The sequence below is a fragment of the Bradyrhizobium semiaridum genome, from assembly GCF_020329505.1.
Taxonomy (GTDB): Bacteria; Pseudomonadota; Alphaproteobacteria; order Rhizobiales; family Xanthobacteraceae; genus Bradyrhizobium; species Bradyrhizobium semiaridum.
This window is the reverse complement of sequence record NZ_JAGKJJ010000047.1, coordinates 1-22924: the sequence shown is the minus strand read 5'-3', so window position 1 is coordinate 22924 and position 22924 is coordinate 1. Positions and strand designations below refer to the sequence as shown.

17 protein-coding genes and 1 pseudogene are annotated in these 22924 nt (G+C 64.9%); 9 read left to right on the top strand and 9 right to left on the bottom strand.

Translation table 11 applies throughout. The features are described from left to right. The first annotated feature begins 9 nt into the window (after nucleotides 1-9). A pseudogene (gene mctP / locus J6500_RS30335) lies at nucleotides 10-1387 on the top strand (monocarboxylate uptake permease MctP). Here the strand turns inward: mctP and J6500_RS30330 are convergent. Then, nucleotides 1358-5002 carry an indolepyruvate ferredoxin oxidoreductase family protein gene (locus J6500_RS30330; protein ID WP_225716374.1) on the bottom strand — a complete coding sequence of 1215 codons (3645 nt, stop codon included), beginning with the start codon at nucleotides 5000-5002 and terminating at the stop codon, nucleotides 1358-1360. The pseudogene mctP and the gene J6500_RS30330 overlap by 30 nt on opposite strands. A 155-nt stretch (nucleotides 5003-5157) precedes the next feature. On the opposite strand from J6500_RS30330, the gene J6500_RS30325 reads away from it, so the two are divergent. From J6500_RS30325 to J6500_RS30315, 3 genes are all read left to right on the top strand, one after another. Continuing rightward, on the top strand, nucleotides 5158-5613 hold the full coding sequence (locus J6500_RS30325; RefSeq protein WP_225716373.1) for an Lrp/AsnC family transcriptional regulator: 456 nt from the start codon (nucleotides 5158-5160) through the stop codon (nucleotides 5611-5613). Nucleotides 5614-5906: 293 nt separating this feature from the next. Beyond that, entirely contained in the window at nucleotides 5907-6842 is a 936-nt protein-coding gene (locus J6500_RS30320; protein ID WP_225716372.1) for a cupin-like domain-containing protein, read from the top strand. Between the two features lie 33 nt (nucleotides 6843-6875). After that, a complete protein-coding gene (locus tag J6500_RS30315) occupies nucleotides 6876-7988 on the top strand; it encodes a GNAT family N-acetyltransferase (protein WP_225716371.1) in 1113 nt (370 codons plus the stop codon). Nucleotides 7989-8065: 77 nt separating this feature from the next. On the opposite strand, the gene J6500_RS30310 is transcribed toward J6500_RS30315, so the two are convergent. The 3 genes from J6500_RS30310 to J6500_RS30300 are packed head-to-tail and all read right to left on the bottom strand — an operon-like array spanning nucleotide 8066 to nucleotide 11304. Beyond that, entirely contained in the window at nucleotides 8066-8851 is a 786-nt protein-coding gene (locus J6500_RS30310) for a fumarylacetoacetate hydrolase family protein (RefSeq protein WP_225716370.1), read from the bottom strand. A gap of 12 nt (nucleotides 8852-8863) precedes the next feature. Then, on the bottom strand, nucleotides 8864-10231 hold the full coding sequence (locus J6500_RS30305) for an LLM class flavin-dependent oxidoreductase (RefSeq protein ID WP_225716369.1): 1368 nt from the start codon (nucleotides 10229-10231) through the stop codon (nucleotides 8864-8866). A gap of 26 nt (nucleotides 10232-10257) precedes the next feature. Continuing rightward, nucleotides 10258-11304: an Ldh family oxidoreductase gene (locus J6500_RS30300; protein WP_225716368.1), complete on the bottom strand. Its 1047-nt coding sequence runs from the start codon at nucleotides 11302-11304 to the stop codon at nucleotides 10258-10260. A 403-nt stretch (nucleotides 11305-11707) separates the two neighbouring features. Between J6500_RS30300 and J6500_RS30295 the strand changes: the two genes are divergently transcribed. Next, nucleotides 11708-15811: a bifunctional diguanylate cyclase/phosphodiesterase gene (locus tag J6500_RS30295; RefSeq protein WP_225716367.1), complete on the top strand. Its 4104-nt coding sequence runs from the start codon at nucleotides 11708-11710 to the stop codon at nucleotides 15809-15811. On the opposite strand, the gene J6500_RS30290 is transcribed toward J6500_RS30295, so the two are convergent. The 3 genes from J6500_RS30290 to J6500_RS30280 form a co-directional block, all read right to left on the bottom strand. After that, nucleotides 15785-16126: a hypothetical protein gene (locus tag J6500_RS30290; protein WP_225716366.1), complete on the bottom strand. Its 342-nt coding sequence runs from the start codon at nucleotides 16124-16126 to the stop codon at nucleotides 15785-15787. The two genes, J6500_RS30295 and J6500_RS30290, sit on opposite strands and share 27 nt — an antisense overlap. Before the next feature lie 46 nt (nucleotides 16127-16172). After that, nucleotides 16173-16412 carry a DUF2171 domain-containing protein gene (locus tag J6500_RS30285; RefSeq protein WP_225716365.1) on the bottom strand — a complete coding sequence of 80 codons (240 nt, stop codon included), beginning with the start codon at nucleotides 16410-16412 and terminating at the stop codon, nucleotides 16173-16175. A 106-nt stretch (nucleotides 16413-16518) separates the two neighbouring features. Beyond that, entirely contained in the window at nucleotides 16519-16956 is a 438-nt protein-coding gene (locus J6500_RS30280) for a cupin domain-containing protein (protein WP_225716364.1), read from the bottom strand. Between the two features lie 276 nt (nucleotides 16957-17232). Between J6500_RS30280 and J6500_RS30275 the strand changes: the two genes are divergently transcribed. From J6500_RS30275 to J6500_RS30265, 3 genes are all read left to right on the top strand, one after another. Continuing rightward, complete coding sequence (locus tag J6500_RS30275) at nucleotides 17233-17829, top strand: 3-keto-disaccharide hydrolase (protein ID WP_225716363.1); 597 nt, start codon at nucleotides 17233-17235, stop codon at nucleotides 17827-17829. Nucleotides 17830-18392: 563 nt separating this feature from the next. Then, complete coding sequence (locus J6500_RS30270) at nucleotides 18393-19340, top strand: cupin-like domain-containing protein (RefSeq protein ID WP_225716362.1); 948 nt, start codon at nucleotides 18393-18395, stop codon at nucleotides 19338-19340. A gap of 25 nt (nucleotides 19341-19365) precedes the next feature. Further along, a complete protein-coding gene (locus tag J6500_RS30265) occupies nucleotides 19366-20556 on the top strand; it encodes a GNAT family N-acetyltransferase (protein WP_225716361.1) in 1191 nt (396 codons plus the stop codon). A gap of 135 nt (nucleotides 20557-20691) precedes the next feature. On the opposite strand, the gene wrbA is transcribed toward J6500_RS30265, so the two are convergent. Beyond that, complete coding sequence (wrbA, locus tag J6500_RS30260; protein ID WP_225716360.1) at nucleotides 20692-21291, bottom strand: NAD(P)H:quinone oxidoreductase; 600 nt, start codon at nucleotides 21289-21291, stop codon at nucleotides 20692-20694. A 171-nt stretch (nucleotides 21292-21462) separates the two neighbouring features. Beyond that, the gene (locus J6500_RS30255) at nucleotides 21463-22161 is read right to left on the bottom strand and encodes a pirin family protein (RefSeq protein WP_225716359.1); all 699 of its coding nucleotides are present in this window, start codon (nucleotides 22159-22161) and stop codon (nucleotides 21463-21465) included. A gap of 124 nt (nucleotides 22162-22285) precedes the next feature. Here J6500_RS30255 and J6500_RS30250 point away from each other — a divergent pair. Beyond that, nucleotides 22286-22924, top strand: a 639-nt coding sequence (locus J6500_RS30250) for a LysR family transcriptional regulator (RefSeq protein WP_225716358.1), incomplete at its 3' end; no start/stop codon positions are given.

Below are 22924 nucleotides of genomic sequence, written 5' to 3'. Positions count from 1 at the left end.
GGGGATGCCATGACCGATCATATCGCCTGGGTCGCACTTTGCGTATTCATCTTTTTCTTCGCCCTCGTCACGGTGATGGGCTTCTTCGCTGCGCGTTGGAAAAGCGGACCGGTCAGCGAGCATCTCGACGAATGGGGCCTCGGCGGCCGCCAGTTCGGCACCTGGATCACCTGGTTTCTGGTCGGCGGTGACTTCTACACCGCCTACACCGTGATCGCGGTGCCGGCGCTGGTCTATGCGGTCGGCGCCTACGGCTTCTTCGCGCTGCCCTACACCATCATCGTCTATCCCTTCGTGTTCGCCGTGATGCCGGTGCTGTGGAAGAAGGCGCATGCCGCCGGCCACGTCACCGCCGCCGACGTCGTTCATGCCGCCTACGGCTCGCGCGCGCTTGAGCTCGTGGTGGCGCTGACCGGTCTCGTCGCGACCATGCCCTATATCGCGCTGCAGCTGATCGGCATGGAGGTCGTGATCAAGGCGATGGGGCTGTCGGGCGAATTGCCGATCATCGCCGCCTTCGTGATCCTCGCGCTCTATACCTACAGCTCCGGCCTGCGCGCGCCGGCGCTGATCGCCTTCGTCAAGGACATCATGATCTACATCGTGGTCTTGACGGCCGTGGTCGTGGTGCCGGCAAAACTCGGCGGCTACGGCGCGGTGTTCGCCGCGGCCAATGATGCCTTCACCGCCAAGGGCGGCGCCACCGGGCTGACGCTGAAGCCCGCGCAATATCTGCCCTATGCGACGCTGGCGCTCGGATCTGCGCTCGCGGCGTTCATGTATCCGCACACGCTGACCGGAATCTTCGCCTCGAAATCGGCAGACACCATCCGCAAGAACGCGATCCTGCTGCCTGCCTATACGCTGCTGCTCGGCCTGATCGCTCTGCTCGGCTACATGGCCTATGCCGCGGGCATCAAGGTGACTTCGCCGAACGACGTGGTGCCGATGCTGTTCAAGGCGCTGTTTCCGGAATGGTTCGCGGGCTTTGCGTTCTCGGCGATTGCAATCGGCGCGCTGGTGCCGGCGGCGGTGATGAGCATCGGCGCCGCCAATCTGTTCACCCGCAACGTCTGGAAGTCCTATGTCAACCCGGACATCTCGCATGCCGGCGAGGCGTCCGTGGCAAAGATCACCTCGCTGGTGGTGAAGGTCGGTGCGCTGGCCTTCATCCTGTTCCTGCCGACGCAATATGCACTCGACCTGCAGCTGCTCGGCGGCCTCCTGGAGCAACGGGCTGAAGCCGCTCGCCTCGATCTCACTCGGCGATGCCAGCTACACCTTCTATGTCGGCTTCGGCGCGCTCTTGCTCAACATTGTGGTCGCAGTGCTTGCGACCATCGTGGTTGGCCTGGTGTCACCGGCCAAGCGCGGCGCGGCGGCCTGAGCCGTCGCCTGCATCGCTCGGTGTGGGGGTGAGTCGCTCGGTCAGCCGCGCGACCTCGGCCTTGGTCTTTTCGATCGCCGCGTCCTTCACCGGGCCATAGCCGCGGATCTCCATCGGCGCCTTTGCCAGCGCGACGAGGTCGGGCAGCGGCGCTGCATCGAGCCTTGTGATGATCGTGTCGATCAGCGCCTCGTACCAGACGATCAATTCGCGCTCGGCACGCCGCTCAGCCGTGTAGCCGAACACATCGAACGGTGTGCCGCGCAGCCCCTTCAGCCGCGCCAGCAGTTTTAGCGGGGTCTGGATCCACTGGCCGAACGCCCGCTTGCGCGGCCGCCCGCGCGCATCGTGTTTTGCGGGGAGGAAGGGTGGGGCGAGGTGGTACTGCACTGTGAAGTCGCCGTCGAATTCGCGTTTGAGCGTGTCGAGGAACCCGCTCTGCATATGCAGCCGCGCCACTTCATACTCGTCCTTGTAAGCCATCAGCTTGAACAGCGAGCGGGCGACGGCCTCGGTGAGAGGGAGATCGGTCTTGCCGCGGGCTTCGTCCCCCTCTCCCGCTTGCGGGGGAGGCCGTATCGCATCGACAGATGCGATACGGGTGGGGGCTCCCTCCGCGATCCGATTCGTGGAGAGATCCCCACCCCAACCCTCCTCCACAAGCGGGAGAGGGGGCGCACCTTCTTCGCCGTGGCCGCCCAGCGCCGCCTCGGCGCGACGCACGCGGTCGACCCTGGTGCGATAGCGCGCCGCGTAGGCCGCGTCCTGATAGCCCGTGAGGAAATCCGCGCGCCGCGCGATGATCCGGTCGAGCGTCTCGGGCTCCTTGCTGTCGGCATCCCCGGCCTCCGGCAGAAACGCCGGTTCGGCGAATGCGATCCGGCCCCAGGCCAAGGCATGCTTGTTGCGTTCGACGGTGACGCCGTTCAGCTCGATCGCGCGCGTCAGTGCGTCCAGCGACACCGGCACCAGCCCCTGCTGCCAGGCGAAGCCGAGCATCATGATGTTGGCGTAGACGCTGTCGCCGGTGAGCCGCTCGGCCAGTGCGTTGGCGTCGATCGTCGTGAGATTGCCGGGTCCGATCACCCGCTCGATCGCGCGCAAGCGCACCGGCGACGCAAGATCGGCGTCACGGAAGCGAACCACGTCGCCGGTCGGCATCTCCGCCAGGTTGATCGCAGCGCGCATGCCCTTGCGATAGGTACCGGAGGCTTTTGCCGACGAGCTCACCACGAGATCGCAGCCGATCAGCGCGTCGGCCGCGCCCTGGTCGATCCGCACCTGGTGCAGCTCCGCAGGCGTCGCCGCGAGCCGCAGGAAGCTCAGCACCGGGCCGAACTTCTGCGCAAAGCCAGTAAAGTCGAGCACCGAGACGCCGCGGCCCTCGAGATGCGCGGCCATCGCGATCAGCGCGCCGACCGTGATCACGCCGGTGCCGCCGACGCCAGTGACGAGCAGATCGTAAGGACGATCCAGCGCCGCAAGTTCCGGCGTGGGTAGGGTGGCGGCACGCGTCAGCGGATCGATCGCGCTGGCAGTCTTTGTGCGCCGCTTGCCGCCTTCGATGGTAACAAAGCTCGGGCAGAAGCCGTTGAGGCAGGAGAAATCCTTGTTGCAGGTCGAGAGGTTGATCTTGCGCTTGCGGCCGAACGGCGTCTCCTTCGGCTCGACGCTGAGGCAGTTCGATTCCACCGAGCAGTCGCCGCAGCCCTCGCAGACGAGATCGTTGATGTAGGCGAAGCGCGCGGGATCGGCGAGCTGCCCGCGCTTGCGCCGCCGCCGCTTCTCGGTGGCGCAGGTCTGCTGATAGATCAGCACCGTGACGCCCTCGATTTCGCGCAGCTCGCGCTGCACGGCATCCATCTCCTCGCGCGGATGGATGGTGACGCCATTGGGCAAATCGGCCGGCGAGAATTGCGCCGGATCATCGGACACCAGTGCGATCCGCGATACGCCCTCGGCTCGGACGCTGTGCGCGATCGCCTGCACGCTGACCGGGCCGTCGACCGGCTGGCCGCCGGTCATCGCGACCGCGTCGTTGAACAGGATCTTGTAGGTGATATTGGCCTTTGCCGCGATCGCTTGCCGGATCGCCATCGAGCCGGAGTGATAATAGGTGCCTTCGCCGAGGTTCTGGAACACATGGCTGTTGCCGGTGAATTTTGACGATGCGGCCCAGTTGACGCCTTCGCCGCCCATCTGGATCAGCGACGAGGTCTCGCGGTCCATCCAGCTCGCCATGAAGTGACAGCCGATGCCGGCCAACGCCTTTGAGCCCTCCGGCACCTTCGTCGAGGTGTTGTGCGGGCAGCCGGAGCAGAAATACGGCGTGCGCGTCGCGCCCGGCACCGCGATCATGCGGTCGTGCTCGGGCGCGAGCTCGGCGACGCGGCGGCCGAGCTGCAGTTCCGGAAACATCGGATCGAGCCGCCGCGCCAGCACGCCGGCCAGCATGCGCGGCGACAATTCGCCGATCCACGAGATCAGACGGGCCCCGGTCTCGTCATGCTTGCCGACCATCCGCTCCGGCTTGGCGCCGGGATAGTCGTAGAAATATTCCTTGAACTGGCTTTCGATGATGCCGCGCTTCTCCTCGACAACCAGAATCTCGCGCTTGCGCTGCACGAACTCCATGGCGTCGTGCAGCGCCAGCGGCCACACCATGCCGACCTTGTAGATGTCGATGCCGAAGCGGCGGCAGGCGGCCTCATCGAGCCCGACCAGCCGCAGCGCCTCCATCAGATCGAGATGCGCCTTGCCCGTCGTGACGATGCCGTAGCGCGCATCCTTGATGCCGTAGATGCGACGGTCGATCGGATTGGCTTTTGCAAAGGCGTAGACCGCATGCTTCTTCGCCTCCAGCCGCTCCTCGATCTGCGGCCCCGGCAGATCGGGCCAGCGATAATGCAGCCCGCCGGGCGGCGGCGTGAAGTCCGGCTGGAGGAAGCGCCGCCGCGGCGGCAGCTCGACCGAGGCGCCCGATTCCACGATCTCCGAGATCGCCTTGAAGCCGACCCACATGCCGGAGAAGCGGCTCAGCGCGTAACCATATTCTCCGAAGGCGAGATATTCGCCGACATCGGCCGGGTGCAGCGTCGGCATGAACCAGCTCATGAAGGCGACGTCGGACTGGTGCGGCATCGAGGACGACACGCAGCCATGATCGTCACCGGCGACGACGAGCACACCGCCATGCGGCGAGGAGCCGTAGGCATTGCCGTGCTTGAGCGCGTCGCCGGAGCGATCGACGCCAGGCCCCTTGCCGTACCACAGGCCGAATACGCCATCGACCTTGCGATCCCTCTGCGTCTCCACCTGCTGCGAGCCGAGCACCGCCGTGGCGGCAAGGTCTTCGTTGACGGCCGGCAGGAACTCGATCCGGCTCTGCTTCAACTGATCCTTGATCTTCCACAGTTCGAGGTCGACACCGCCGAGCGGTGAGCCGCGATAGCCGGAGATGAAGCCCGCGGTATTGAGCCCGGCCGCACGGTCGCGCCTCGCTTGGTCGAGCGCGATGCGGACGATCGCCTGCGTGCCGGTGATGAAGACGCGGCCGCGGTCGCGGGTGTAGCGGTCGGAGAGCTGGTAGGCGTCGAGTGCTGGCATCTGGCCCATGACTGACCCCTTGGAATCGATCTGATCTCAGGAGCCAACGCTACGCCGGAGCGCTTGGTAGGTCTTACCTATCCGCCCGCTCGGGAATGCCATTTCGGTAGAATTTTGCTATGATAGGCATTGTTCGGTAATTTCTACCAATTTGGAGGTTTCTCGTGGTCGAGGAGCACGATGAGCGGATTCTCGCCGAACTGCAGAAGGACGGCCGCGCCACCAACCAGCAGCTTGCGGAAACCGTCGGCATGTCGACGTCAGCCTGCTGGCGCCGCGTCCGTGCGCTGGAGGAGTCCGGCATCATCGCAGGCTATTCCGCGCTGGTGAAGCGCGAGCGGGCGGGCTTTGCGACCTCGGCGATCCTGCACGTTTCGCTGGAGCGCCACGACGCCAAATTCGTCGACGAGTTCGTCGCCCGCGTGACGAAGCGCCGCGAGGTGCTGGAATGTTTCGCGACCACCGGCGATGCCGACTATCACCTCCGCGTCGTCGTGCGCGACATGGAGGCCTACAACAAATTCCTCGACGAGTTCATGTTTCGCATCCCCGGCATCCGCTACGTGCGCACCAACGTGATCCTGAAGGAAATCAAGACTGGCGTCGCGCTGCCGTTCTAGCTCGTCGTTCCGCGCTTCGTCGTTTCGCAGGATGGGTGGAGCGCAGCGATACCCTTTGGCGCCGCGGAAGTGATGAGCGACGGTTAACCCATTGCATCAAACTTGAACGATGTGGATCAACACGGGACGAAAGCGTCCTGCGATTTGCACGGTTAACTTCTGAGCGACATTAACCTCGACAATGTTTATCGCAGTTTGTCGCATTTAACGCGATCGCAACAGCGCGTACCTTCATCTCGGCCCCATATTGAATTGCCGGAGGTTCCGCAAGTGGCCCGGCTGGAGCATCAAGAATGAATTCGATCAGTATGAACCGCGATATCATCGTCGATTGGCAGGCGCAGCATGAGCGTCTGTTCGGCTTGCACGCGATCAAGCTTCGGCATCGTTTGGCCGAGAGCGAGCTGTTCACCAGACAAGCGGTCGGCAAGTTGATCGAGCGCTGCCCGAAATCCCATCTCGGGCTCGAGTCGGTCAGCTTCGACGGCGACACGCCGAGGCGCATCTATGGCGAGCTGGGCGGTAGCTCCGGGCTTGAGGCGATTGAAGCGATCGAGAAGGGCCGGATCTGGATGAACATTCGCCGGATCATGGACTGGGCGCCCGAATACAACGATCTGCTCAACGAGATCTTCGCGGAATTCGAAGCGCGGATGAGCGGCTTCAAGACGTTCAAGCGCAACATCGGCGTGCTGGTATCCTCGCCGAATGCCAAGGTGCCTTACCACGCCGACATTCAGGGGCAGTCGCTCTGGCAGATTTCCGGCGTCAAGCGGGTGTTCATCTATCCGCGCTCGGACGTCTTCATGCCGCCGCAGAGCATCGAGAAGATCCTGTTGCGTGAGACCAATGAGGACGTGCCCTACCGGAGCTGGTTCGACGAGTTCGCGACCGTGTTCGACCTGCACCCGGGCGAGATGCTGACCTGGCCGCTCTATGCACCGCACAAGGTCGAGAACCACGACTGCCTGAACATCTCCGTCACCATGGAGCACTGGACGCGGTCGACCTGGAACTCCTATGCCGTGCATTACGGCAATGGCGTGCTGCGCCGGACGCTCGGCCTGCACAACACGTCGACGCAGGATCACGGATTGCACGTCTATCCAAAGGCTGCGGCGGCGGCGATCTGGAAGAAGATGGGCCGGCAGATCGAAGGCGACGTGGTCAAGAGCCGCGATTTCCGGATCGCTCCCGAAAGTGCAAACGGGCTGCTTGCCCTGACATGAGCCGTGGCCGGCTGGACCCGAAAGACGATTGATATGTTGGCGCCCAACCGAAGCCTGTATCCGATCGAGGTGCATATCGGCATCGAGCCCGACTTTGACTTTCTGTCGGCCGAGTACCGGGCCTTTCACAACCTCGAGCGCGCGACGGTCTTTCAGGCGCCGGCGTGGCTCGATGCAGTTCATCGCAAGCTGCTGCCGCATCTGTCGGCGAAGCAGTACACGCTGACGATCCGCAATCCCGATCGGCAACTCCTCGCCGTCATTCCACTGGTGCTGCAGCGGCCGGCCGGCATATCGATGCTGCTGCCCGCAGATTTCGGTGTCTGCGACTACAACGCCGTCGTCGGGGACCCGGCGACGCTCGAGATGCTTGTCGCGGATCCATCCGTCATCGAGAGGATCGACGGACTGCTGGATGTCGCCGACGTGCTGGTGTTCCGCAAGGTCCGCGATGATGGTTTCGACGCAAGCCGGCTGTTCAGGAAAACGGTGGCGAGCCCCAACGAGAACGCCGCCTACCACAGTGAAACCGGTCCCGATTTCGAAGTGTGGCAGCGCGAGAGGGTCAGCAAGAAATATTCAAAGGAACTGCGGCGGCTGGCGAGGCAGATCGAACGCGAGTTCGGCCCGTACGAACACCGGCCGGCGCAGACCGAGGCCGAAGTTCGCGACGCCTTCCGGTTTCTCAAGTCGGCGCGGGACGGCCGGTTCAGCGGCGATTTTCTCGACAACCCGGTCTACGAAAAGTTCTATTGCGACTTTGCAGTCGCGGGCCTCGCCTCCGGCGACGCGATCACCTATGTCAGCTACCTCAACGGCGAGCCGGTCGCCGTCCTATTCGGGCCGGCTTGCGACGACGAGTTTCATGCCGTTCTGATCGGCTCCGACATCCAACGGTTCGGCAAATTCTCGATCGGCATGCAGCTGATCTATCGCGTGATCAAGTTGCGGTTCGATCACGGGATGCATCGCCTCGACATGGGCCTTGGCAATACCGGCTACAAGTCGCAGTTCCGTGTCGAGCAGACCGGATTGCAGAACTTCACCTCGTCCCGCTCGCTGGCCGGATCGATGGTGTCGTTCGTCTATCATCGCGCCAAGCCGTTCAAGCGAGCCCTCAGCCGCCTCTCTCCCCACGTGCGCTGATCGGGCGATGACAGTCGTGGGTGAGGACGAAGCTTCACTCTCGGATAACGCGTCTACCGCGCGACAGGCATCGGCTCTCATGCCCTCTCCCGCACGAACCTGTTCCGCAGCGTGCCGATCCCGGTGATGTCGATCTCCACCACGTCGCCGTGCTTCAGGTCCGGCGAGGCGCCGTCGGTGCCCATCCATATCACGTCGCCGGGCCACAGCGTGAAATACTTGGTCAGCTCGACCAGGAACGGCACGATGCCGAAGATCATGTCGTTGGTGCGGAAGCGGCCGGTTTCCTTGCGGTTGACACGGATCACGGTTTCCATGGCATCGAGGTTCACGTCGGTCTCGATCCACGGGCCCATCGGCTTGAAGGTGTCGGCGTTCTTGGCGCGCCACAGGCCGCGGTCGGCCTTCTGCCAGCTGCGCTCGGAGACGTCGTTGCCGATGGTGTAGCCGAACACGCAATCCATCGCGTTGGCTTCGGTCAGGTGCTTGACCTTCTTGCCGATCACGACGACGAGCTCGCCCTCGTAATGGATCTTCTCGGTCGCAAACGCCGGGATCACGACGTCTTCGTCATGCGCAATCAGCGCGTTCTGGGCCCGATAGCCGATCTCGGGACGGTCGGGGATGTTCGGCACTGTGCCGGCCTTGTCGGCGGCCTCCTTGAGATGCTTCAGATAGTTCAGCCCGACGCAGTAGAAGGTGCGCGGGATCAGCGGCAGCTCGATCTTGACGTCACCAAGCGCATGCGTTTGCGCCGTTTTGCTCCATTCAGTGAACGGATCGCCGCTCACGGTGGTGATGGTGTCGCCCTCGACGAGGCCCCAGGATGTCTTGCCTGCGGCAGTGAATTTCAGCCAGCGCATGATGATGTCCTTTTATTCCGCAGCCACTTGCGCGCGGGTCTTCCAGGCGCCGGCGGCGGGGCGCTTGAGCCCGAGATTCTCGCGCAGCGTGGTGCCGGCGTAGTCCTTGTGGAACAAGCCGCGCTTCTGCAACTCGGGCACGACGTGGTCGACGAAGTCGGCATAGGAGCCCGGCACGTAGCTGGCGGCGACGACGAAGCCGTCGCAGCCGCGGTTGACGAACATCTCCTCGAGCCGGTCGGCGATCTCCTTCGGGCCGCCGACGATCGCGTCCTGCACCTGGGCGCGGCCCGAGAACGTGATGAAGTCGCGGGTCGAGGGATTGGTCTTGCCGGAGGCGCGCAGCACGCCGTCGCGCATGCCGAGCATGCCTTGCATGCCCTGCAACTCTTCGGTTGTCAGCGGCTCGTCGATCGGCTTGGCGCCGAAATCGAAATTGAGCGCCTCGGCGAGCAGCGACAGCGCGTCGATCTCGAGCGGCAGCTTCTGGATCACCGCCATCCGGTCCTCGGCCTCCGCCTTGGTGGCACCGGCGACCGGCGTGATCAGGTTGCAGAGGAACATCTGGTCGGGGTCGCGACCGGCCTTGACCGCTTCACCGCGGATCGCGTCGTAACCCTGCTTGGCGCTGGCGAGGTTGCGGCCGGCGGTGAAGATCACCTCGCCCCAGCGCCCGGCAAAGCGCTGGCCGCGGCCGGAGGCGCCGGCCTGGATGATGACGGGATGGCCCTGCGGCGAGCGCGGCACCGTGAACGGGCCGCGCGAGGTGAAGAACTCGCCCTTGTGGTCGAGCCGCTTCACCTTGGTCGGGTCGGCGAAGCGGCCGCTTTTCTTGTCGATTACCAGCGAGCCGTCTTCCCAGGAATCCCAGTGGCCGAGCACCACCTCCATGAACTCGTCGGCGCGATCGTAGCGCAGATCGTGCTCGAGATGCTGCGCCTTACCCATGTTCAGCGCTTCGCCGTCATTGACCGACGTCACCACGTTCCACGCGGCGCGGCCACCCGTCATGAGATCAAGCGTGGCAAAGCGCCGGGCGACGTCGAACGGCTCGAAATAGGTCGTGGAGGCGGTCGAGGCGAGGCCGAGTTTTGTCGTCACCATGCCCATCGTGGTCAGCACCACGATGGGGTCCATCTTCACGCAGCGGATGCCGTATTCGACGGTGTGGGCATGGTCGTTGTTGTAGCGGTCGGGCATCGCCAGGCGATCGTCGAAGAACGCCATGTGGAATTTGCCGCGCTCGAGGATGCGGGCGATCTCCTGGTAGTAGTCCGCCGACATCGAATCGTCGCGCGACTCCGGGTGGCGCCAGGAGCCTGGCAGGTTGGTGCAGTTCTGCGCCTGCAAAAAGCCAACCAGCGCCATTTGCCGTGTCATGTCGTTCTCCTGCGTTCGGCGGTGGATCAGCGAAGGTCGAGGTCGAGCTCGTAGTCGGTGGCGAGCGCCTTCAGCTTCTCCCAGGTCGCGTCCTCGATCTCGATGCCGTTCTTGCGCCGCTCGCGCTCGCGCAGATGCTCGACCTCGCCGGGATAGAATACGCCGCGGCTGCCTTCCGAGGGCGGCGTAGATTTGAGGTACTGCGCGAAATCGGCGACCTCCTTCTTGAACTGTTGCAGCGGCCGGAACGCGGCGACGTTGAACACCGCCATGAAGCAGCCGTCATTGTGCCGGCCGGTCGGCTCGACGCCGAAGCCGAGCCCGGTGAGCAGGCCGCACAGCACCTCGACCATCGCGGCAAGCCCGCTGCCCTTGTAGCCCTCGGTGCCGCCGAGCGGCAGCAATGCGCCGCCCTTGCGGTAGTCCTTGGGGTCGGTGGTGTCACGGCCGTCGGCGTCGATGATCCAGCCCTTCGGAATGGATTCACCGCGCGCCACCGCGAGCTGGATCTTGCCGGCGGCGACCGCCGAGGTCGCCATATCCAGGTAGAATGGCGCCTCGAGATCGGACGGCACCGCGATCGAGAGCGGGTTGGTGCCGAGCCGCGCCTCGCGACCGCCGAACGGGGCGACATGCTTCGGCGAGCGGCCGGAGTCGGCGGCCGCAATGCCGATCATGCCCTCGCGCATCGCCATCAGCGGGTAATGCGCCAGACGCCCGACATGGCTCTGGCGGAACACGGTGCAGGCCGCGACATTGGCGGTCCTCGCCTTGTTGATGGTCATCTCCATCGCCTTGGCGTTGACGTGGAACCCGAAGCCCCAATGGCCGTCGATCACCGTCGTGGTCGGGCTCTCCTGCACGATGGTCCATTTCGCGCCGGGCACGATGTGGCCGGCCTTGATGCGGTCGATATAGGTCGGGATCGCGATCACACCGTGGGAATCGTGGCCGGCGAGGTTGGCGTTGACGCAGCCGGAGGCGACCGCGTTCGCCTCCTCCTCCGATGCGCCGGCGGCCTTGAGCAGCGCCGCGCCGATGCGTGTGAGACGGTCGGCCTGGACGATCGGCATGGGGGTCTCCTCGCGGTCGGCCCGCGCGATCGGCGGGTCTTGCTTGCACTGGTTTTCCGCATGGTCTCAAAGCGCCACAAAGCGAGCAAGCGCAGAAAATCCGGTCCGCCATACCGGGAGCAGGGTACTCGCCGCGCCGATTTCACGGTGTGGAACGAAGGCGGTCGCAACGCGGAATTTGGCTAGCGCGACCAGCACCGGGCGGGTGGCGAGTTGCTGCCGGTGGCGCCAGCGCCTCAGCTTGGTACAGAGAGGCCGTAATTCTCCGGAAAACCGCCACCGCCGTTGGTCAGGCGTTTACTCTGACTCGCAACTTGCCGGATACACTAACCTTCACTTAGGCGTCCTGCCGGCAATGTTCGCCGCCAGATTGAAGGGGGCGGCCCACTGGGCCCTGAGGATTGTGCAGTCGACCATCGGGCGTACCTTCGCAGCGTTGAACGCGACCAACGAAGCGATTCTGTACGCGAAATCGCCAGAAGAGCTGTACGGCAAGGTCTGCGAAGCCGCCTTTTCCAGCGGTGGCTTTCTGGCCGTCGCCGTATTCTTGCTGGAGCCGAATACCGGCCGCCTGATATTCACGGCCGGCTGCGGCGACGATGTTGCGCGGCTGCGCAGCCTCAGCATCTCGGTCGATGCCAATATTTCGGAGGGCGCGGGAATCTGCGGGCGGGCGTTTCGTGACCAGAAGGCCTGCGTCAGCAACGACTACATCAATGATCCCTGCTCGGCGGCTTGGCGCAGCGGCGTGGCCGCGGCCGGTGTCGGGGCATCCGCGGCGGTGCCGCTGATCTGCGGCGGACGCAGCGTCGGCGTGTTCGTGGTCACCAAGCGCGAAATCCAGTCGCTCGGCGAAGAGATCGTGTTGCTGCTGGAGCGGATCGCAGCGAACGTGTCCTTTGCCCTCGACAATTTCGACCACGAAGCGTCGCGCAAGAGCGGCGAGCGGGCGATGCGCCGGCTGAACCGCATGTTCGGCGCCATCAGCGCCACCAACGAGGCGATCCTTCGCGCCAAGACCGAGCACGATCTCTACCAGCGGGTCTGCGACGCCGCCGTGTTCAGCGGCAAATCCTTTGCCACCGTGGTGCTGCTGGCCGAGCCCGACACGTCGTGGCTGGAGCCCGTCGCTGGCACCGGCGAGGCGCTCGACCTGATCACGCAGACGCGGTTCTCGACCGACCCCGCCAATCTCTACGGCAAGGGCATTTGCGGCGAGGCATTCCGCACCCAGCGGCCCTGCATCGAGCGCGACATCCCGAAATCCGCCCCCTCGGCGCAAACGCAAGCGAGCGGCAGCGGTCTGATGGCCTGCGTCGCGCTGCCGCTGACCCGGTTCGGAGTGAGCATCGGCGTCCTGATCTTCTTCATCGGCAATTCCTGGGCCGCGGACGAGGAGATCATCGCGCTGCTGGCCGGCATCGCCGAGAACGTGTCGGTCGCGCTCGACAATTTCGGCCGCGCCACCGAAAAGGCCAGAGCCGACGCCGAGCGCGAACGGCTGTCGCGGATGTTCGCCGCACTGAGCGCCACCAACGAGGCGATCATGCGGGCGCGGTCGCGGCTCGAAATGTTCGAGCTCGTCTGCACGGCGGCCGCGCATGGCGGCGGCTTCAATTCGACCAGCATCCTGATCGCCAAGCCGGGTGACGATTTCTTCGAGATGATGGCGGTCGCGGGTCCCACCGCGGAGAACGCACGCCGTCTGAGCGTCTCGCGCAGCGAGGCGCGTGCCGAAGGGCGCGGCGTCTGCGGCACGGCGTTCCGGTCCCGCCGCGCCTGCATCAACAACGATTTCCTGGGCGACGTCGCCAACAGCCCGTTCCGCGATGTGATCGACCGCGAGGATGCGCGATCCGGCGCGGCGTTTCCCTTGATCGTCGGTGAGCAGCCGGTCGGCGTGATGCTGTTCATTTCCGCGAAGCGCAACACCTTCTCGTCCGAATTCGCCGAGTTGCTGCAGCGGCTCGCCGACAACGTGTCATACGCCCTCGACAGCTTCGATCGCGCCGACGAGAAGGCGCGGACCGAGGAGCAGAAGGAACGGCTGACGCGGATGTTTGCCGCGCTGAGTGCGACCAACGAGGCGATCATGCGGGCGAAATCCCGCAGCGAGATGTTCGAGCTGGTCTGCGACGCGGCAGCGGTCGGCGGTCAGTTCATCTCGGCCACGATCCGCCTTGTGCGGCCGGGCGAGACCTTCCTGGACAACGTGGCGGCGTCGGGCCCCGACCGGGTTCGTGCCCGCGAGGTCCTGCTGTCGACCGATGCGACGCGTCCGGAGGGACAGACCCTGACCGGGATTGCGATCCGCACCCGCAGGCCTTGCATCAGCAACGACTATCTCAGCGATTTCGGATCCGACACCCACGTCTATCAGGTGGTCCGCGACAGCGGCAGCAAGTCCGGTGCGGCGCTGCCGCTGCTCAAGAACGGCGAGGCGATCGGCGCGCTGGTGTTCCTCTCCGGCGAGTTCGGCACCTTCAGTCCGGAGATGATGGCGCTGCTGCAGCGGCTCGCCGAGAATGTCTCGTTTGCGCTCGACAATTTCGACCGCGCCGACGAGAAGGCCCGCGCCGACGCGCAGCGCGAACGGCTGTCGCGGATGTTCGCGGCGCTGAGCGCCACCAATGAGGCGATCATGCGGGCGAAGTCCCGCGCCGAACTGTATCGGCTGGTCTGCGAGGCGGCCGCGAGCGGGGGCCGGTTCACCTCCACCACGATCGCGCTGCCGCGACCCGGCACCGACTATCTCGAGGTGGTCGCCGTTGCCGGGCCGGCCGCGGCGGGCGCGTGCCAAGTCACGCTCTCGATCAATGAGGCGCATCCGGAAGGCCGCGGCGCCTGCGGCCGGGCGTTCCGCTCCGGCAAGGCCTGCATCATCAACGACTATTTTGCCGACCCAGACACCGCCGCGTTCCACGAACGGGCGCGCCAGGACGGCACGCGATCGGGCGCCTCGTTTCCACTCGTCATCAGCGGCCGGGTGGTCGGCGTCATGATCTTCGTCGCGTCGGAGAAGGATACGTTCACGCCGGAATTCTCCGAGCTGTTGCAGCGGCTCGCCGACAATCTGGCGTTTGCGCTGGAAAGCTTCGATCGCGCCGACGAGAAGCACAAGGCCGACGAGCGGATCGAATACCTCGCCTCGCATGACAGCCTGACCAACCTGCCCAATCGCGAGACCTTCAACGAGCTGCTGCATCACGCGATCGAGATGGCGGACCGGCACAGCCAGCAGCTTGCGGTGCTGTTCATCGACCTCGACCGCTTCAAGATCATCAACGACTCGCTCGGTCATGACGCCGGCGACATGCTGCTGGTGGCGATCGCGGACCGGCTGCGCAGATCGCTGCGGGCGAGCGACGTGGTGGCGCGGCTCGGCGGCGACGAGTTCGTCGTGATCCTCGAGGAGGCCGCCGAGCGCGCCGACGTCGAGCGGGTCGCGGCCGAGCTGCTCGCCGCGCTCAGCCAGCCGATGCTGCTCAGCGGACACGAGTGCCACACCACTGCCTCGATCGGCATCGCGATGTATCCGGCCGACGGCTCCGACGTGCAGGCGCTGACCAAGAATGCCGACATGGCGATGTATCTCGCCAAGGAAGACGGCAAGAACGGCTTCCGCTTCTTCTCCAGCGAGATCAAGGCGCAGTCGATCGAGCGGCTGACGATGGAAAGCGCGCTGCGCCGCGCACTCGAGCGCCAGCAGTTCTCGCTCGACTATCAGCCCAAGGTCGGCATGGCGAGCGGGCAGATCAGCGGCGTCGAGGCGCTGCTGCGCTGGACCCATCCCGAGCTCGGCAAGGTCGCGCCGGGGCAGTTCATTCCGCTCGCCGAGGAGATCGGCCTGATCGTGCCGATCGGGCGCTGGGTGCTGAAGGAGGCTTGCGCGCAGAACATGGCGTGGCAGCGCCGCGGCCTCAAGGCGGTGACCATGGCGGTCAACCTGTCGCCGCGGCAGTTCGCCGATCCGCATCTGCTCGACGACATCGACGCAGCGCTGCTGGCAAGCGGCATGCCGGCGGAGCTGCTGCAACTCGAGGTCACCGAGAGCATGGTGATGCGCAACGTGACGCGCGCGGTCCGCGTGCTCGACGCGATCCAGAGCCGCGGCATCCGCCTTGCGATCGACGATTTCGGCACCGGCTATTCGTCGATGTCGCTGATGAAGCAGTTCCCGATCGATACGATCAAGATCGATCGCTCCTTCGTGCGCGACCTGCCCGACGATTCCGAGGACGTCGCGATCGCGCAGGCGATTATCAGCATGGGCAAGGCGCTCGGCATGACCATCGTCGCCGAGGGCGTCGAGACGTCCGAGCAGCAGGAATTCCTGCGCGCCCATGCCTGCGACGAGATGCAGGGCTTCCTGTTTTCCCGCCCGCTGCCGGCGCGTGACCTTGCCGAACTCCTGCGGGCGTCGCCGACGCTGTCGTCGACACCGCTGCAGCCCGAGGAAGAGGCCGCGATCGACCTGGATCTAGGGCGGAAACGCGCTGTCGTCTGACGGTTGCACGGGGAGGTCGCGGACATCCGAATCGGCGGATGCGATCTTGCGCGAGAAATCATACGGCCAGGGCAGCGTGGTCTGACCGCCCAATGTCTCACGCAGCTGGTGGGCACCCTGAGCGAAGCTTGCACCTTCGGGCAGGCGGAGCTGACGGCACCAGGCGGCCGGCATCAGCTCTGCGGCATCGCGGAGCTCGAATGCCGGGCCCCACCACCACGCCGGCGCGGGCGGCCGTTCGGTTTCGGCCACGGCGCGCCAGCGCACGAACTCCTCGACGATGCGGGCAAATTGCAGCTTCGCGGCGGGATGCATCGGACCTCTCTCGGCCCGCGACGATACCAGCGCCCGCGCTGCACGGCTACTGTCGGCCGTGCTGCCAATGTGCGGTGACGTCGGCACCTGATTTGTTGAGGTGGACGTGCTGGTCGACGTGATCGACCCAGGCCAGCGGAATGAAGTGATGGTGTTCACCGTCGGGGGAAGACTGCTTGGTCAGCTTGATCTTGTCGGTGCCTTCCATGTGGTCGACCTTGCCGACCGTCTTCTTGTCCGACGAGATTACATCCATATGTTCCCGAATGTCGGCAGCTTTCGTCATGCGTCATCTCCTCGTCACACTGATGACGGGACGAAACGCATTACGGCAGCAAAGGTTGCTACGCCGCGAAGACAGGTTCGGAGGGTGGGACCCGCGCCGTTCCCGGCTATTTCTCCGCGACTTCGGTCGCATTCGCCGGCCCTTCGCCCATGATCAGCAGCACCGCGTCCTGATCCTTGGCGCCGTCCCAATGCACCTGCTTGCCGTAATGGGTGACGAAGCTGCCCGCCGGCATCGCTACGGTGCCGTGCTCGGGATCGAATTTCGGACCCGAGCCGACGTACCAGGTGCCTTGCAGCACGACGATGTAGCGGTCGTTGGGATGGAAGTGCGGATGGCTGAAGTGATTGCCCTTGGTCCATTTGGTGTAGACCATGTAGAAGCCGGGCTTTGCGGGATCGCCGACGACGACGGCATTCTGCGCGCCGCGCGCGTCCAGCGGGCCCCACGGAATCTGGTCAGGCAGCTTGTAGGTGACGGCGGCCGGATTGAGCTCGGCCGCGGAGCTGACGCTGAGCATTCCGGCCAGGGCCAAAGGCATCATCAGGTATCGCCAGATCAGGTATTGCCGAGACCGGTTCGCCGCCGTCATCGCATCCCCCCATCGTTATGGGCTTGGTCGGGCAATTGCCGTGCCCTGTTGCCTTGCGATGCTAGCCGCGCTCCTTCGCGCCGGACAAGGCGGCTCGCACGCATGTCTGATCCCATGGAAGCGACGCGAACCATCACATAACGCAGCTGCAACATGAAAAACGGGATTTACGGCGCCGCAGGCGATGCTAGGTTGCGCGCCAACCAAAACACTGGGAGGGCGATCTTCATGAAGCATCTGTCGATAATCGCGGCCGGTCTGTTGATCGGCGCAGCCGCGCTGCAATTCTCCACCACTGCCTCCGGTCAGGACGGCTGGATCACGCTGCTCGACAGCACCAAGAAGGGCGACTGGGACGAGGTCGGCAAGGCTAATTGGGAAATGAAGGATGGCGCGCTGGTCGCCGACAAGCTCGACGGCAAAGAGCTCTCCTATCTCGTCAGCAAGAACCAATACAAGGACTTCCAGATCCGCGCCGAGTTCTGGACCGACGAGGACGCCAACAGCGGCATCTTCATTCGCTGCGAAGGCAACAAGACGATCGATTCCAAGGTCTGTTACGAGGTCAACATCTTCGACAAGCGGCCGGACCCGACCTACGGCACCGGCGCGATCGTCGATGTCGGCAAAGTCGATCCGATGCCGAAGGCGGCGGGCAAGTGGAACGTCTATGAGATCACCGCACATGGGCCGCACTTCGTCGTGACGCTGAACGGCCAGAAGACCGTCGACGCGCAGGACACCAAGCATGCGAGCGGCTACATCGCGCTCCAATATGGTTCGGGCGTGGTCAAGTTCCGCAAGGTGCAGATCAAGCCGCTCTAACGGCGAGCATGGGCTCGGTCGCGACGCGGCCGGGCTCCAATTTTCTAAGTCGTCTTAAGTAGTTCGCCTGCCACCTTGTGGGCGCATGTGATGGCCGATCACGAGCCCGGTCAGGCACAGGAACAGCCCGAGCGTGGGCGACGCAAACAGCGCCCCTCCTGGAAGACGCCATTGACCAGCACGACGATCGTGCCGAAGGCGGCGAGCCCTTGGGTGAGAATTCCGGAGGAGACGTACAGACGCCACGCCCCTGGGGACGCCCTCGATCAAGCCAGGGCACGCCTCTGCGGCGACGGACAGCAGGTGGCAGCGGCGGCGAAAGCAAGGATCGAGGCGCCATGGGACGATCAACTCGCGATGGCGGTTGCAGGAAAGCTATCGGTCTTGCGCGGACCAGCTTGGGAGTGTTGCCATTAGCCTTACCGGCGAGAGATTAGCTTCCGGTAAGCGGCCATATCTCACGACGGCACCCTTCTTGCCAATCCTTCCGCGACAGCTACCCGTCGTCCCGTATCGGGACATTGGATGAAGCAAAACGGCGCAAGGCGGCAAGGAGCGCGACGATGACGCCAGGCAGCATCTTCACGGACTGGAACGATAGCCATACCAAGCTCTGGAGCCGTCGTGCGATCCGGCTCGAGCACAGCCTCCACAGGCAGCAGGCGTTCGCGATGGACGACCTCGCGGCGCTGATCGAGACCTATCCGCGCGAGCATTACAGCCTGGTCAAGACCGGCGCGCTGGGATCGAGCCGGATCTGGCGCGAGGGCGAGATCGGCAAGCTCAGCGGCCGCCAGGTGATCGAGGCGATCGGGCGCGGCGGCCTGTGGTTGAACCTGCGCAACGTCACTGCGGTCGACCGCCGTTACCGCGACATGGTTGACCAGATGTTCGGCGAGATCGCGGGCAGGGTCCCTGGTTTCGACAAGTCGACCCATCAGGCCGGCATCCTGATCTCCTCGCCCGACGCACGGGTCGACTACCATGCCGACCTGCCGGGGCAGGGCCTCGTCCAGATAGCGGGCCGCAAGCGCGTCTACATCTATCCCAACACGAAGCCGTTCATCCGGCCCGAGCATCTCGAGAACATCGCGCTGTTCGATGCCGAGGCCGATATCCCCTACGAGCCCTGGTACGACTGGCACGCGCAGGTGATCGATCTCGAGCCTGGCCAGATGCTGAGCTGGCCGCTCAATGCGCCGTACCGGGTGGAGAATCTCGGCACCGTCAACATCGCGATGACGGTATCCTATGTGAACGACGCGATCCGCCGCGCCCGCATCCTGCATCGCGCCAATGGCATGCTGCGTCACAGGTTCGGCTATGCGCCGCGCAGCCGCAGCATGCACGGCCCGGTCTTCTTCGCCAAGCAGGTGATGCAGAAGCTGCTGCGCGACGGCCAATGGGTGAAGCAGGAGCGCGCGGCGCGTCGCCCGATCGACTTCCGTCTCGACGAGACCGAGCTCGGCAAGATCGTCGATCTGCCGAAGGTGGAGCTGGTGGCCGCATAAGGCTTGGCAGCAGGTAGGTGCCGAAATGACAGTGCTGACGACGACGGTTGAGAAATTCGGCGTGCGGGCCTCCTCCAACGCGGTCGGCTTCCGCGTCGAGTTGGTGTCCGACTGGGCGCAGGCGGTGGCGCGCTGGGGAACGATCGATCCGCCGACCGCCTTTCAGCATCCGCAATGGCACGCGTCGTGGTACCGGGCCTTCGCCGCGACCGACGGCGTCGATCCCCTGATCGCCGTCGTCACCGATGCCGCGACCGGCGAGCGCGCGGCACTGCTGCCGCTGATCCGCCACCGCCAGGGCCGCCTCCACATCGTCGAATTCGCCGATCTCAATCTGACCGACTTCAACGCGCCGCTGCTCGGGCCCGCCGCGCCCCGCGACGCCGCGATGGCTCGGCAACTCTGGCGCGACCTGCAGATGGCGTTGCGCAGGTCGCGCGGCGGCGCCGACCTGATCCGGCTGCGCAAGATGCCGATACGGCTCGCCAGCCGATCCAACCCGCTGGCGCTGCTCGACGGCGTCGGACCGTCTGTGGTCAACGGCAATCTGCTCGTGATCGGCGACGACTACGCAGCCTGGCGGCACCAGGGGCTGTCGCGGAAGGTTCGCAAGGGGTTGGGGCGAAGCTGGCGGGTGTTCACGCGCAATCCGTCCGCAGCTTTCAGGATCGCAGCCGATACCGGCGAGGCGCTGAATCTGCTTTTGGTCACGGAGGTGCAGCAGGGCGCGCGGCTCGCAAGCCTCGGGCTCAATTACGTGCTCGACAACGAGGATTGCACCGCCTTCTATCGCGACTTGGTGCGCGAAGGCACCCCCAGCGGCTATGCGCTGATGACTGCGCTCGTGACGCGCGACGAGGTGGTGGCGACGCTGCTCGGCATCCGCACCGGTTCGCGCTACGTCATGATCCGCATCAGCAATGCAGGCGAGAAATGGTCAGCCTGCTCGCCGGGCCGGCTGATCATCGACCGCACCATCGCAGCGCTGCATACGGACGGTGTGCGCGAGTTCGATTTCTCGATCGGCAATTACAGCTACAAGCGCCGCTTCCGGCCGCAGCGCACGCCGCTGGTCGATGTCAGTGCATCCCTGAGCTGGCGTGGCCGGCCGCACGCACTGCGCGACCGCGCCGTGCTGACGCTGCGTCACTATCCGAAGCTCACCGCGCGCCTGAAGCAGGCGCTCGGCAAGGCGACGCCGTCGCGGGAAGATTGAGCACGTAGGAGAGACAAGCGACTTGTCCGCCGTGACTCGCACGGGCGAAGGCAGAAACGTGCTTACCGTTCGCTGCGTGCTCGTAACGGCGGGCACGGCGCAAGCGCGCCTTTGCCCACCCTGCGACCGCCGAGCTTACCCGTGCAACTTCTTGGCGGTCTCCGCGATCACGCGGCCCTGATAGCGCGCGCCGGCGAGTTCGTTCTCGCTCGGCTGGCGGCTGCCGTCGCCGCCGGTGATCGTGGTGGCGCCGTAGGGCGTGCCGCCGGTGACTTCGTCGAGCTTCATCTGGCCGGCAAAACCGTAATTGAGGCCGACCACCGTCATTCCGAAATGCAAGAGGTTGGTGATGATCGAGAACAGCGTGGTCTCCTGGCCGCCATGCTGGGTCGCGGTCGAGGTGAAGGCGCCGCCGACCTTGCCGTGCAGCGCGCCCTTGGCCCAGAGGCCGCCGGCCTGGTCGAGGAAGTTGGCCATCTGCGAGGCCATGCGGCCGAAGCGGGTGCCGGTGCCGACGATAACAGCGTCGTAATTGGCGAGGTCATTGATCTCGGCGATCGGCGCGGCCTGATCGAGCTTGTAGTGCGAGGCCTTTGCCACTTCGGCCGGCACCAGCTCCGGCACCCGCTTGATGTCGACAGTGGCGCCCGCTTCGCGCGCGCCTTGCGCGACGGCATTCGCCATCGCCTCGATGTGACCGTATGCCGAGTAGTAGAGAACGAGAACCTTGGCCATGATGGCTTCCTTCTAGGCTGGGGACAAAGTGGACTTGTGGTGATGTGAAGAACGTTGATCTTTGGCTGTCGTTGCTGGGCTTGCCCCGGCAATCCATCAACCGAAGAACTCCTTGCGAAGTGGATGGATGCCCGGGCCAAACCCGGGCATCACGAGGGGTGATGTTGCAACTCAGGCCGCGTCGACCAGCACCAGCTCGGCATCCTCGAGCGCGGTGATCTTCAGCGTGGCCTCATCGCGGATCGCAGCGCCGTCGCGCGCATTGACGCGCACGCCGTTGACCTCGATGCTGCCGGCCGCCGGCACCAGATAGAGGTGCCGGGCCTTGTCGGCGGCATATTCCGCGCTCTCGCCGGCCTTCAGCGTTGTGGCGAGCACCCGCGCATTGGCACGGATCGGCAGCGCATCGTTGTCGCCTTCGATGCCCGAGGCGATGGTGACGAGCTTGCCGGAGCGGTCTGCCTTCGGGAACGGCTTCGAGCCCCAGGTCGGCTGGCCGCCTTGCGTGGTCGGCTCGATCCAGATCTGGAAGATCTTGGTCTGGCCCGGCTCCAGATTGTACTCGGAGTGGCGGATGCCGCTGCCGGCGCTCATCACCTGGACGTCGCCCGCCTCGGTGCGTCCCTTGTTGCCAAGCGAATCCTGGTGCGTGATCGCGCCTTCGCGGACATAGGTGATGATCTCCATGTTGGCATGGGGATGCGCGGGAAAGCCGGTGTTGGGCGCTATCTCGTCATCGTTCCACACCCGCAGCGCGCCGTGGCTGATGTTGGCGGGATCGTAGTAGCTCGCGAACGAGAAGTGGTGCTTGGCCTTCAGCCAGCCATGGTCGGCGCCGCCGAGCTTTGCGAATGGTCTGAGTTCGATCACTTGAATTCCCCTTGCTTGGGTGGGTTAACGTCTGTTGCCGCTTGGATATGCCTCCCGCTGTGGTATATAAATAGAAACTATCGAAACTCATTGTTTCCTGAATTGAGCGCGAGGAGAGCTGCCCATGTCGAAGCTGCCGGACTTCGAGGCGCTCGCGATTTTCGCAAAAGTCGTGGAATTACGATCGTTTGCCGCTGCCGCGACCGAGCTCTCGCTGTCCAAGGCGACGGTCTCCAAGGCGGTCAGCCGGCTTGAGGAACGGCTCGGCGCCCGGCTGTTCAACCGCACGTCGCGGCGGCTGGCGCTGACCGATGCGGGCCAGAAACTGTCGGAGCGCGCGGCGCGCTTGCTGGCCGACGGCGAAGCCGCCGAGAACGAGGCGCTGGCGCAATCGACCACGCCGCGCGGCCTGGTGCGGCTCGCGGTGCCGATGAGTTTCGGCATCAAGACGGTGGCGCCGCTACTGCCGGAGTTCCTGGAGGCCTATCCCGAGGTCTCGATCGACCTGCATCTCAGCGATGCGACGGTCGATCTGATCGGCGAAGGTTTTGATGCCGGCCTGCGCATCGCACGATTGCCGGATTCCTCGCTGATCGCGCGGCGGCTGTGCGGGATGCCGCGCTACACGGTAGCGGCGCCGTCCTATCTGAAGCGGCACGGCCGGCCGACGCATCCGATGCATCTCGCCGACCACAAATGCTTCGGCTACGCCTATCTCTCGACGCAGGGCGTCTGGCAGTACACCAACGCCGCCGGCGAGCAG